General features: G+C 68.5%; 12 protein-coding genes. 2 read left to right on the forward strand and 10 right to left on the reverse strand.

Annotation, left to right across the window (positions count from 1 at the left end; all coding sequences use genetic code 11):
• Nucleotides 1-9: 9 nt before the first annotated feature.
• On the reverse strand, nt 10-486 hold the full coding sequence (locus E1261_RS37730) for a GNAT family N-acetyltransferase (RefSeq protein ID WP_132414542.1): 477 nt from the start codon (nt 484-486) through the stop codon (nt 10-12).
• 53 nt (nt 487-539) lie between these two features.
• Here E1261_RS37730 and E1261_RS37735 point away from each other — a divergent pair, with 53 nt between their 5' ends.
• Entirely contained in the window at nt 540-1,094 is a 555-nt protein-coding gene (locus E1261_RS37735; RefSeq protein ID WP_132414543.1) for a TetR/AcrR family transcriptional regulator, read from the forward strand.
• 7 nt (nt 1,095-1,101) lie between these two features.
• On the opposite strand, the gene E1261_RS37740 is transcribed toward E1261_RS37735, so the two are convergent.
• The 6 genes from E1261_RS37740 to E1261_RS37765 form a co-directional block, all read right to left on the reverse strand.
• Nucleotides 1,102-1,419 (reverse strand): antibiotic biosynthesis monooxygenase family protein, encoded by a 318-nt coding sequence (locus E1261_RS37740; RefSeq protein ID WP_132414544.1) that lies wholly within the window; start codon nt 1,417-1,419, stop codon nt 1,102-1,104.
• A gap of 69 nt (nt 1,420-1,488) precedes the next feature.
• On the reverse strand, nt 1,489-2,925 hold the full coding sequence (locus E1261_RS37745) for an RNB domain-containing ribonuclease (protein ID WP_132414545.1): 1,437 nt from the start codon (nt 2,923-2,925) through the stop codon (nt 1,489-1,491).
• A 13-nt stretch (nt 2,926-2,938) separates the two neighbouring features.
• Nucleotides 2,939-4,054 (reverse strand): bifunctional RNase H/acid phosphatase, encoded by a 1,116-nt coding sequence (locus tag E1261_RS37750; protein WP_132414546.1) that lies wholly within the window; start codon nt 4,052-4,054, stop codon nt 2,939-2,941.
• Nucleotides 4,051-4,794, reverse strand: a complete 744-nt coding sequence (locus tag E1261_RS37755; RefSeq protein ID WP_132414547.1) for a zinc ribbon domain-containing protein — start codon at nt 4,792-4,794, stop codon at nt 4,051-4,053. Before E1261_RS37755 ends, E1261_RS37750 begins: the two co-directional genes overlap by 4 nt.
• A gap of 31 nt (nt 4,795-4,825) precedes the next feature.
• Entirely contained in the window at nt 4,826-5,644 is an 819-nt protein-coding gene (locus tag E1261_RS37760) for a Nif3-like dinuclear metal center hexameric protein (RefSeq protein WP_420814094.1), read from the reverse strand.
• A gap of 13 nt (nt 5,645-5,657) precedes the next feature.
• A complete protein-coding gene (locus E1261_RS37765; protein ID WP_132414549.1) occupies nt 5,658-7,286 on the reverse strand; it encodes a glycoside hydrolase family 13 protein in 1,629 nt (542 codons plus the stop codon).
• Nucleotides 7,287-7,378: 92 nt separating this feature from the next.
• Here E1261_RS37765 and E1261_RS37770 point away from each other — a divergent pair, with 92 nt between their 5' ends.
• Complete coding sequence (locus tag E1261_RS37770; protein ID WP_132414550.1) at nt 7,379-8,575, forward strand: ROK family protein; 1,197 nt, start codon at nt 7,379-7,381, stop codon at nt 8,573-8,575.
• On the opposite strand, the gene nagZ is transcribed toward E1261_RS37770, so the two are convergent.
• The 3 genes from nagZ to E1261_RS37785 are packed head-to-tail and all read right to left on the reverse strand — an operon-like array spanning nt 8,559 to nt 11,433.
• The gene (gene nagZ, locus E1261_RS37775; protein WP_132414551.1) at nt 8,559-10,070 is read right to left on the reverse strand and encodes a beta-N-acetylhexosaminidase; all 1,512 of its coding nucleotides are present in this window, start codon (nt 10,068-10,070) and stop codon (nt 8,559-8,561) included. The two genes, E1261_RS37770 and nagZ, sit on opposite strands and share 17 nt — an antisense overlap.
• Before the next feature lie 32 nt (nt 10,071-10,102).
• Nucleotides 10,103-11,023: an ornithine cyclodeaminase family protein gene (locus E1261_RS37780; protein WP_132414552.1), complete on the reverse strand. Its 921-nt coding sequence runs from the start codon at nt 11,021-11,023 to the stop codon at nt 10,103-10,105.
• Nucleotides 11,023-11,433, reverse strand: a complete 411-nt coding sequence (locus E1261_RS37785; RefSeq protein ID WP_132414553.1) for an aconitase X swivel domain-containing protein — start codon at nt 11,431-11,433, stop codon at nt 11,023-11,025. The genes E1261_RS37780 and E1261_RS37785 overlap by 1 nt, the downstream gene beginning before the upstream one ends.
• Nucleotides 11,434-11,600 lie beyond the last annotated feature (167 nt).

Raw genomic sequence — 11,600 nt, forward strand, 5'->3', positions numbered from 1 at the left:
GGGTGGGGGTTAGAGGTCTAGTTCGTAGGTTTGGCCGGTTAGGGCGTGGCCCCAGTCGGCATGGGGTTCGGTGGCGGTTAGGCGGAAGCCTCGGGCTAGGTAGATGTGGCGGGCGGCTACGAGGGGGTCGTTGGTCCAGAGGACCATGCGTTTGTAGCCGGCGGCGCGGGCGAAGGCCAGGCAGGTGTCGACGAGTTCGGCGCCGAGGCCGCGGCCGCGGGCGGCTGGGGTCAGGAGGAGGAGGCGCAGTTTGGCGGTGGCTTCGTCGGGGCCGCGGACGCAGAAGATGCTGCCCACGCGCTCGCCGTCGACCTCGGCGATCCACGCGGCCTCGCGGCGGTCGTCGTGGTCGGTCGCGTACGCCGTGACGATCTGCGCGATCAGCGTCTCGTAGGCGAACCCCCAGCCGTACTCGGCCGCGTAGGTCTCGGCGTGCGACTGCACCACCCAGCCCAGATCGCCCGGAACGCCCAGCTTTCTGATCATCAAAGTCCGTCCAATCTACTGACACGACTGTTTCAGTAGTCCATACTAAGCACGTGCCGACGACAAAACCAGCCCCCTCCGCGCGAGAACAGGAACTGCTCGAGCGCGCCTACGAGTACTCGCTCGGCCACGGCCTGGCCGACCTCTCGCTGCGACCGCTCGCCACCGCGATCGGCTCCAGCCCGCGAGTGCTGCTGTTCCTGTTCGGCAGCAAGGACGGCCTGATCCGCGCGTTGCTCGCCCGCGCCCGGAACGACGAGCTCGACCTGCTCCGCCAGATCGACAGCCAGTACGACGAACCGCCCGGCCTGACCGTCGTCGCGCGCGAACTGTGGACGTGGCTGGCCGCGCCGGAACGCCGGCCACTGATGGCGTTCTGGGTCGAGGCCTACGGGCGGTCGCTGGTCGTGCCGGACGGACCGTGGGCCGATTACGGCCGGTCGACGGTTGAGGACTGGCTCGAGCTGCTCAAGGCGAGTGAACCCGACGCCGCGGAGGCACGACGTACCGGCGTACTGGCGATGTTGCGAGGTGCGTTGATCGACCTCCTGGCGACCGGCGATCTCAATCGCACGACCGCCGCAGTCGAGGCCTATCTCAAGGAGTAAACCGGTCTCAAGGAGTAGTCAGGTCGGGTGCGATCCAGGTCTTGTCGGCAGGGAGCAGCTCGACCGACTGCGGCGACTGCAGGAAGCCGGTGCTCCGGATCGCCGCGACGGTCTCGTGGTACTCCGGGGCGTTCGCGAGCGCCTCGGCCGACTCCAGGTCCGCCCAGAGCGTCACGGAGGCGCGGCCAGTCGCCGTACGGACGAAGAACACCCCACGGAAACCCGGCTGCCGCTGGAACATCGGCAACGACCGTCCGTACGCGAACGTCTCGTACTCGTCCGCTCTGCTCTCGTCGAGCCCGGTCCTCCAGATGCGCACAATCATGGCGCCCATCCTGGACGCGGTTCCCGGCCGTCGTCGAGCACTTCCGGCCGGGAGCAGCGAATCGTGCCCCTAAGGGATCAGTTCGAAGTTGACGCTGCGCTTGACGATGTCGGCCTCCACGAGTTTCACGCGGACCGCCTTGCCGAGCGGGAGGTTCGCCGTACCGCTGACTCGTCCTTCGACCGCGTGCGCGGAGAGGACGACGATGCCGCGGTTGGGTTCGCGGTCGTCGATGTCGGTGATGACGCCGTCGAACTCATCGCCGATCTGATCTTGCAGCAGACCGGCCTCGACCATGCCGACGATCGCGCGCTCGTAGGCGTTGGCGCGACGGTCCGCCTCCTCCATGATCTTCGGCAGCTCGTCCATCGACTCGAGCACCCACGCGGGCACCTCGGTCCCGGCCGACAAGGCCAGGCAGATCTCGCCGGTCCAGCGGTCGATCAGGCGACGCAGCGGCGCGGTGACATGCGCGTACTCGGCCTTCATCGCGGCGTGCTGCGGATGCTCCGGCACACTCCCCGAAAACGTCACGTACCCAGCACCGCGGAACAGCACGGTGCAGGCCGCGAGCATCGCCGCGTGGGCCGGCACCTTCGGGTCGAGGCCGTGGATGAATTCCGCGTACGTCGTCTCGCGGGGCCAGTCGATCCCCAGCGCCTTCGCAGTGTGTCCGAGCTTGTTGCGCAGGTCGTTGCGGGCCTCGGGGAGCGTCCGCAGGATGCCGATCTTGCCCTTCACCATCAGGTCGGCCGCGGCCATCCCGGTGAGCAATGAGATCTGCGCGTTCCAGCCCTCGACCGGCAGCGGCGCGCGGAACTCCAGACTCCAGCCGTCGTCGGAGGTGACGACCTCCTGGTCGGGGATCGGCAGGTTCACGCCGCCGCGTTCGAGCTCGAGCTGCTCGCGGAGCTTGCCGACCTCGCGCAGCAGTTGCAGCGACTCTGACGCCGTGCCGGCATCGAGGTCTTGCTGGACGCCGGCGTAGTTCAGCTTGGCGCGTGACTTCACCAAAGCACGCTCACACGTCACACCAGTGGTCTCGCCGCGCGCGTTAAGTGGAACCGTCCACAGCAGCGCGGGCCGCACCTGGTCGGGCAGCAGCGACCCTTCGCCCTCGGACAGCTCCGGCGGATGCAGCGGCGTCCGCTTGTCCGGCGCGTACAGCGTGACGCCCCGGCGACGCGTCTCGGCGTCGATCGGGTCGCCGTACTGAACGAACGCGGCGACATCGGCGATCGCGTAGTGCACGACGTACCCGTCGCCGGCGCGCTCGATGTGCAGCGCCTGGTCGAGGTCCATCGAGTCCGGCGGATCGATCGTCACGAACTCCAGGTCGGTCCGATCCAGCGCCGGCAACCGCGGCGCCGTACCGGCCGCCAGGGCCGCGGCCACGACCTCGGGCGGGAACTCCGCCGGTACGTCGAGCTCCCGGCGGATGTCCTGCATCGACGACCGGAACACCTCCGGCACATCGGCAACGAACCTGACCTTCTGCAATGGCATGGGGTCAGACTAGCTATGGCACGACGTTGAAGGAGCGGAGCGACGCGAGGCCGTCGGCGTACCAGTGGATCTCGGTCAGGGTGGCCGGGCGGAGTTCCATCCGGAAGATCGACGCCATCGGGGCCTGCAGTACCGAGCGGACCATCAGCTTGATCGGCGTCACGTGGGTGACGACCACGACGGTCTTGCCCGGGAAACGGGTCAGCAGGCCGTCGCGTGCCGAGCGGGCGCGGCGCGCGCAGGTGTCGAACGACTCGCCTCCGGGCGGCGCGACCGTGGTCGTCTCCAGCCACGCTGCGAGCTGGTCGGGCCACTTCTGCTGCACCTCGGCGAACGTGTGTCCGTCCCAGTCACCGAACGAGCACTCCACCCAACCGTCGTCCACAGTCGGCTCGAGCCCGAGCCGAGTGGCAACCACCTCGGCGGTCTGGCGGGTCCGCAGCAAGGGTGAGGTGACGATCGCGTCGACACCACCTTGCAGCGCCAGATACTCGGCCGCCGCGGCTGCCTGGGACCGACCGGTGTCGCTGAGGCCCGGGTTCTCTCCGGTCGAACCGGAGAAACGCTTCTCTGCCGTGTACGGCGTTTCGCCGTGGCGCAGGAAGATCAGCTGGGTCGGCGGCTCGACCTGGGCACCCCAGCCCTGCAAGGCCTTCTGCAGATCCGAGGGTTCCTTGGGGACGACCACCTTGGCCGTGACCGGCTCGGGCTTGATCGGGATCGGGATGCCGTCGAGGGCGTTGTTCGCCAAGGCATCGGCGGCCGAGTTCTGCGCGCGCGGCACCCAGGTCCACTCGGTGCCTAACGGCGCGAGCTCCTGCGCCCTGGCCCACAGCGGCTTCATGTCCGGGTGCTTGACCTTCCAGCGGCCGGCCATCTGCTCGACGACCAGCTTGGAGTCCATCCGCACCTCGATCGAGGCATCCGGCGCGTACTCCCTGGCCAGCTCCAGTCCGGCGATCAGACCGGAGTACTCGGCGACGTTGTTGGTCGCGACCCCGAGCGTCTTGCCGTCCTGCGCGATCACCTCACCCGTGGCCGGGTCGCGCACGAGAGCGCCGTACGCGGCTGGTCCTGGGTTGCCCCGGGATCCCCCGTCCGCTTCGACGATCACGTGCGTATAGGTCATGCCGCGCTCTCCGGCGTGCGCACCAGGATCCGGCCGCACTCTTCACAGCGCAGTACGGCGTCCGGGGCGGCAGCCTTGATCAGATTCAGGTCGGACGGAGCGAGCTCCATCCGGCAGCCCATGCAGCGCTTGCCGACCAGCGGCGCGGCGCCGATGCCACCGTTGTGCTCACGCAGACGCTGGTACTGCTTGACCAACGGCTCCGGCAGCTCGGCCAGCACCGCAGTGCGCTTCTCGTTGATCCCTGCGCGCTGCTCGTCGAGCTCCTTCAGCGCGGCGTCGCGGGTGCTCTCCAGCTCGGCCTGCTTGCCGGCGAAGGCCTCGGCGCGGGTCCGCAGCTCGGCCTGCACGACCTCGGCCGCCTCCAGCTTCTCCATCACCTCGAGCTCCGCGTCCTCGAGGTTGGAGATCCGCCGCTCCAGCGAGCCGATCTCGTGCTGCAGGTTCTCCAGGTCTCGCGGTGAGGTGACCTGGCCGGAGTCGATCCGCTGCTGGTTGCGGGTCTTCCGCTGGCGGACCTGGTCGACATCACTGTCGGCCTTCTTCTGCTCACGCTGCAAGTCACCGACCGTGGTGTCCGCGGTGACCAGCTCCCGGTCCACCACCGACTTCTCCGCGATGAGCTCGGTCAGAGCCTGGTGCTCCGGCAGCGATTTGCGCTTGTGCGCGACCTGATCCAGCTGCAGGTCGAGATCCTGCAGGTCCAGCAGACGGCGTTGGACGGCGGGCTCGGCGTTCAGAGTCGGCTCCTTAGATCGTTCAGTTTGCCTCTCACAGCCGCAAGGTCCATGCGTCGGTGCAGAGCGTAGAGATGTGAGTTTCTACCGTACTGCCTTGCGCCGCCAAGCTTTGACACAGGAGACGATCCGCATCCCGCAACCACGGCCATTCACTGGCCCAATGCGCGACATCCACCAGCGCGGGTCCCGCGCCGTACGCCTGCGCTTCGGTCGCCGGGTGGTGCCGCAGGTCAGCGGTCACGTAGGCGTCGACCCCGGCCGCCCGGACCCGGGCAAACTCCGAGTCCCCCGCTCCCCCAACCACCGCCACAGTCGTGATCAGCCGCTCAGGATCCCCAGCCACCCGTACCCCATGCTCCGTCCGCGGCAAACTGTCCGCCACCAGCCGCGCGAAGTCGCGGAGCTTGAGAGGCTCAGCCAGTACGCCGATCCGCCCGCCGCCCCGCCCATCCCCATCCGGCATCGGGTTGAGCGGGCGGGTGTCGCAGACGCCTAGTGCAGCGGCCAGCGCGTCGCTGACGCCGGGGTTGGCGTTGTCGGCGTTGGTGTGGCAGACGTGGAGGGCGGTGTTGCTGCGGATGAGGTCGTGGACGACTCGCCCCTTGGGAGTGGTCGCGGCGACGCTGTTCACACCGCGCAGGAGCAGGGGGTGGTGGGTGACGAGCAGGTCGAAGTCTCCTGCGATCGCCTCGTCCACCACCTCCCGCATCGGGTCCACAGCGAACAGGACCCGCCGTACCGGCTGATCCAGATCGCCTGTCACCAGTCCGACCGCGTCCCAGGACTCAGCCCAGGACGGGTCGTACAACCGGTCGAGTACGGCGATGACGTCGGCGAGCCTCGGGTTCACGAGGCCCATCTTGCTAGATCAACCAGGCAGTGGTGTCGCCGGGGAGTTTGGCGCCTTCGAGGGGGCCGCTGGACAGGACGACTGCCGCGTCGGGCAGCTCGACCGGAGCCTCGCCGAAGTTCGTGATCGACTGCCAGCCGCCGGGACGGGTGAAGTGCAGCACCCACTCGACCCCGTCGTTCCACTCCAGCTCATTGGCGGTCTGGAGGCCACGCCGTACGGCGAGAGCCTTGCGGTAGAGGCTGAGGGTCGACTCGGCGACGCCGTCCTGCGCCTCGACCGAGTACTGCCCGAACCACTTCGGCTGCAGCAGGTGCGCGCCACCGGTCCCGAAGCCGAAGGACAGCCCGCCGACCGTCCACGGGATCGGCACCCGGCATCCGTCGCGGCCCTTCTCGGCACCCTTGGACCGGAAGTACGCCGGGTCCTGGAGGTTCGCCGCGGGCAGCTCGCCGACCTCCTGGAGCCCGAGCTCCTCACCTTGGTACAGGTACGCCGATCCCGGCAGCGCAAGCATGAGCAGTACGGCGGCGCGCGCCCGGCGCAGGCCGAGCTCGACATCGACTGTCGGCTCGGTGCCGTTGCTGAGCAGCCACGCCTTGCCGTCCTGCCAGCCACCGGTCGGATCCTTAGGCAGGCCGTACCGCGTTGCATGCCGGACCACGTCGTGGTTGGAGAACACCCACGTCGACGACGAACCGTTCTGGCCGGCGAGCGCGAGGTTCTCCTCGATCACCTGACGGAACTTGTCGTAGTCCCAGTCGGCCTGCAGCAGGTCGAAGTTGAACGCCTGCCCGAGACCGTCCGCACTCGCGTAACGCGCACGGCGGGCGGCCGGCACGAACGCCTCGGCCACGGCCGAACGCGGCGGGTCGTACTCGTTCAGCACGGTGCGCCATTCGCGGTAGATCTCGTGGACGCCGTCGCGGTCGAACAGCGGGTGGACACCGTTCGACTCGGACATGCGGGGCAGCTCGGTCTTGGACTTGAACGGCTCGGTCAGGTCCTTCACCAGGGCGTGGGCGACATCCACGCGGAAGCCGTCGACCCCACGATCGGACCAGAACCGCAGCGTGGTCAGGAAGTCCTCGCGGACCTCGGGGTGCGCCCAGTTCAGGTCGGGCTGCTCGGCCGCGAACAGGTGCAGGTACCACTGACCGTCCGGGGTCTGCGCCCAGGCGGAGCCGCCGAAGATCGAGTCCCAGTCCGAGGGCGGCTGCTCGCCATCCCCGTCGCGGAAGATATAGCGGTCGCGGGCCGCCGTACCGGGCTCGGCGGCGAGTGCCTCCTGGAACCAGACATGCCGGTCGGAAGTGTGGTTCGGCACGATGTCGACGATCAGCTTGATGTTCGCCGCGTGCAGCGCCTCGACCAGCTGGCCGAAGTCGTCGAGCGTCCCGAGCCGCGGATCCACATTGCGGTAGTCGTCGACGTCGTACCCGCCGTCGGCCAGCGCGGACGGGTAGAACGGGCTCAGCCAGACGGCGTCGATGCCGAGATCGATCAGGTACGGGACGCGGCTGATGATGCCCTGCAGGTCGCCCACGCCGTCACCGTCGGAGTCGGCGAAGCTGCGCGGGTAGATCTGGTAGACGACAGCCTGCCGCCACCAGTCGGGGTCAGCCGTCTGCGGACTGGTCACAAGTGCCTCACTTTGTGATTAATATAGACTCTAAATTTAGGTTCTGCAGTATTCTGCGCGCGGATCTACAGTGAGGTCAAGAGGGGGTCACCATGACGAGCGCTCCGGTCATCGCCGCGACTCCGGCCCTGCTGCGCCGCGTCAACGCAGGCAAGCTACTGGGAGTGCTCTCCACCGCCGGCGTGATGACAGGAACCGGCCTGATCCAGGCCACCGGCCTCACCCGCGCCACCGTGCACGCGGTCTGCAACGACCTGATCGACATGGGCTGGGTGGTCGAGCTCGACCCCGGTCGCGATGACACCGCGGTCGGTCGGCCGTCTCGGCGGTTCGAGTTCAACAGCCGGGCCGGGTATGTGCTCGGCATCGACATCGGCGCCGGGCGCACCACGGTCCTCCTCGCCGACCTCCGCGGTACGACGTTGGCCAAATCCGGTCGGTCCCTGTCGGCGGTGAAGACGCCGGCCGAGCGAACAGCGCTCGTGCACGAGGCAGTCGTCGAAGCGTTGTCCGTGGCCGGGGTCACCGACTCCCAGGTGCTCGCGGCCGGCGTCGGCGTCGCCGCCCCGGTCGATCGGGCGGGCAACATCCTGGTCGACGACGAGTTCTGGCGCCGTTTCGACACCGACCTGGGCAAGCACCTCACCTCGTTGCACGGCTGGCCGGCGCTGCTCGAGAACGACGCCAACCTCGCCGTACTGGGTGAGCACTGGCGCGGCGAAGGCCAAGGCATCGACGACCTCGCGGTGCTGCTGGCCGGCGAACGCTTCGGCTCCGGCCTAATGGACTCCGGCCGCCTCCTCCACGGCAGCCGCGGCGGCGCCGGCGAAATGCTCTACCTCAAACTGGTCGAGGGAGTAGGCGACACCCACGGCATCGCCCGCATAGCCCGGGACCAAGCGTTGGAGTTGCTCGCGGATCCGGCGGTCGAAACGAGCTTGCGAGGCGTTGCCGAGGTCACCGCGGAGCAGGTGTTTTCGGCGGCTGCTGCTGGGGATGAAGTTGCCTTGGGCATCCTTCGTTCGGTGGCGGCCCGGACTGCACGAGTCGTTGCTACGTTGGCGATTCTCGTCAATCCGGAGCTGGTTGTGATCGGTGGTGCGGTGGCCGAGGCGGCGGGACAGCTGCTGCCGGATATCGAGCAGCAGCTGGCCGGATACACCAGTACGCCGCCGCGCGTGGCGGTGTCTTCACTCGGCGACGCGATCGTCTCGGTCGGCGCCGTCCGCCACGCGCTCAACTATGTCGAGCAGCACGCGCTGGATCTGGTCCTTACGCGTCCCGCGTGAGGGCCCGCACGACCGCTTCCAGCACAATCACGTTCCGGCCTGAAGTAGTTGCCGACGGCACCCCGGCCGGGACCAGCGCCTGATCCTCCGGAATCCCCGTGCACAGGACGAAGACGTCATCCCGCCTTTGCAGCAAGAACTCCAGCGCCTCCCGAATCCACGGCGTACGGCCTGCGTCCTGTACGGCGATCACCAGCGGCCGACCCACCGCCGCAGCGGCCGCTCGTGCCAGCGCATCATCCGACTGCTCGTCCTCGGACTGATGATCCTCGAACAGCGCAGCCTCCTTCTCCGACAACCGATGCTGGTCACGCAGCACGACACCGTCCGAGCCCGGCGCGATCCGGGCGAAGATCTCCGGCAGGCCGCTGAAGTACGGGTGCCACGCCGGGTGCAGCCCCTGCGTCAGGTCGATCACATACGGCGCCGGGCCCAGCGCAGGGAAGGTCTGCCCAGCCACCACGCGCTCGCCCACCTCGCGGACCGCCGCGCCGTCGAACTCGGTCTGCCGCTTCCGCTCCCCCAGCGATGCGGCCAGCGCACGCACCCGTCGTGCGGCATCGGCAACCCGCTCGGCCGGTAGCGAACCGTTGCCCACAGCATCGACAATGTGCTTCGTCAGTCCCTGCGGATCCGCCGCCCCGATCGCGATCATCGCGAGATCGGCTCCGGCCCGGATCGACGCCACCGCCGCGTCCTCGATCGACTGGTTCTTGGTGATCGCACCCATCTCGAGAGCATCCGTCGTGATCACGCCCTCGAACCCCAACTCCTCGCGCAGCAACCCGGTCAGGATCCGGTGCGACAGTGTGGCGGGCTGATCGTCGTACGCGGAGAAGACGATGTGCGCGCTCATGACCACCTCGGCCCCGGCCGCGATCGCCGCCTTGAACGGATACAGCTCGACCGCGTGCACCGCCTCGACCGAGCGGTCCACCCGCGGCAGCTCGAGATGCGAGTCGACGGCCACGTCGCCATGCCCCGGGAAGTGCTTCAGGCACGACGTGACCCCGGCCTCACGCACCCCCTCGACGAACGCCACACCGTGCCGCGCGACCAGCTCCGCCGTCGTACCGAACGCACGCGTCGAGATGATCGGATTGGCCGGGTTGCTGTTCACATCGATCGACGGCGCGAGCATCAGGTCGATCCCGAGCGAGGCGAGCGTCGCGGCCGCATCCCGCGCCGAGGCCCGGGTCAGGTCGACGTCGTCCAGATCGCCGAGCGTCCGCGGCGACGAGAGCGGAAACGGATTGGCCGGGCCGAGGTGACTGAACTCGCCACCCTCATGGTCGATCCCGATGATGACATCCGGGCGCGCCGCGCGCAGGCTGCTGGTCAGCGCTCGCACTTGCTCGGTGCTCACCACGTTGCGGGTGAACAGGATCACGGCACCAAGCCCGTCTTCGACAGCCCGGAGCAGGTTGTCGGGGGCCGTCGTACCGGCGAAGCCGACGATCAACGCGCCGGCGGCATCACGTTCGAGATCGGTCATGCGGACACCCTCTCGCGTGGTGCGCTAATTCGCTAGCCCCTTTCCGAAATCTCATTCTCAAAAACGGCTGTCGCCACCGCGAGGTCCTGCCAGGCCATCCCGACGCTCTTGAAAATCCGCCGTTTCGTGGGGTCGATCGGTACGTCGCCGCGCAGCACTGCCCCGAGTTCGACGGCTGCGTCGGGTGGAAGTACGCCGGCTGCGACCGCCTGGATGACGTCACCGGCCTCGGTGGTTGCCGCGGTCTTGGACTCGACAACAACCTGCGCGTCCTTGAAGAGACCGGCCGGGAGCTCGGCCGCCGTCGGCGTGTGCGAACCGACGGCCACGGCGATCACGTCTGGGGCCAGCGTGTCGGGTACCACGGGCGTTGACGCCGACGTGCAGCAGATGACGAGACCGGCAGTGGTCAGATCGCCCGTCGTACCGGCTTTTGCCTGGGCGCCGAGGGAACGGCCGTAGGCAGCGAGCTGGTCGACGGCCTCGGTACGACGCCCGTGAATGGTGAAGTCCTTGCACCACCCAAGCTCAACCAGCAGCCGCAGATGCGCCCGCGCCTGCACGCTCGTCCCGACAATCGCCGTCCGCGCGGCAGCACCACCGAGCGCCGCGATGCCGACCATCGACACACCGGCAGTCCGTACGGCGGTCAGCTCGACCGCATCGATCACCGCAACCGGCGTCAACGTCGTCGAGTCGAACAGCACATACACACCCTGCACCCGCGGCAACCCGCGCGCCGGATTGTCCGGCGCAACGGTCGCAATCTTCACCCCGGTCAGCCCGTCATCAGCCGCCGGCATCAACAACAACTCACCCCCAGGCGCCCGGAACCCCGACCGCGCCACACTCCGCTCCACCGTCCGCCGATCAACCGCCGCCCGCCGAATCCCCGCCACCACCGAACCAGCCGGCACCGCCAACACGTCCTCCCCCGAAAACTGCCTGACCATCACGCCTCCTCCTCGATCACCGCATGCTCGCCTACGGCGGTCACCCGGACCGACGTGTTCTGCCGCAACTCGCTGACGTCGGCCAGCTCCACGATCGGGATCCCTCGCCCGTAGAGCTCCTCCGCCACCAATGCCCCGATCACCAGAATCGGATCCGCCCTCGGTACCACCAACCCGGCCGGGCCGACCCCGGCCCGCAGCATCTCCGCGAGCACGCTCGCACTGGACGACGACCCCCGGCTCCCCGGCATCACCACGATCCGCCCACCCAGCAACTCCCCACACTGCGGGTGCCTCTCATCGGTGATCACCCCGGTCGCCGCGTCCGCCCCACCCCACAACGACAGCGGCTCGCTCAACACCAGCACCCGGCCAACCGCCGTACCAGCGTGCAAACACCGCCCTCTCATCGCGCTCCTCCCGCTCGTGCCCCGACAACCGGCGGACCGCCACCACTGTCCAACCCTCACTCCTCCCCACCTCCCACGCTCACCACCACCGTCCCGAGCCACCAACCAGCACGTTAGTCAGTGCCGCAGGTCCGCCCGCTCAGCGGACTCCCATCACCGTCCAACGC

The sequence above is a fragment of the Kribbella albertanoniae genome (genome assembly GCF_004348455.1).
Classification (GTDB): domain Bacteria; phylum Actinomycetota; class Actinomycetes; order Propionibacteriales; family Kribbellaceae; genus Kribbella; species Kribbella albertanoniae.

Excerpts from the sequence above, each read along its gene's own strand:
- E1261_RS37730 (WP_132414542.1), bottom strand. The coding sequence starts at position 486 with ATGATCAGAAAGCTGGGCGTTCCGGGCGATCTGGGCTGGGTGGTGCAG.
- E1261_RS37740 (WP_132414544.1), bottom strand. The coding sequence starts at position 1,419 with ATGATTGTGCGCATCTGGAGGACCGGGCTCGACGAGAGCAGAGCGGAC.
- E1261_RS37745 (WP_132414545.1), bottom strand. The coding sequence starts at position 2,925 with ATGCCATTGCAGAAGGTCAGGTTCGTTGCCGATGTGCCGGAGGTGTTC.
- E1261_RS37750 (WP_132414546.1), bottom strand. The coding sequence starts at position 4,054 with ATGACCTATACGCACGTGATCGTCGAAGCGGACGGGGGATCCCGGGGC.
- E1261_RS37770 (WP_132414550.1), top strand. The coding sequence starts at position 7,379 with ATGACGAGCGCTCCGGTCATCGCCGCGACTCCGGCCCTGCTGCGCCGC.
- nagZ (WP_132414551.1), bottom strand. The coding sequence starts at position 10,070 with ATGACCGATCTCGAACGTGATGCCGCCGGCGCGTTGATCGTCGGCTTC.
- E1261_RS37780 (WP_132414552.1), bottom strand. The coding sequence starts at position 11,023 with ATGGTCAGGCAGTTTTCGGGGGAGGACGTGTTGGCGGTGCCGGCTGGT.
- E1261_RS37785 (WP_132414553.1), bottom strand. The coding sequence starts at position 11,433 with ATGAGAGGGCGGTGTTTGCACGCTGGTACGGCGGTTGGCCGGGTGCTG.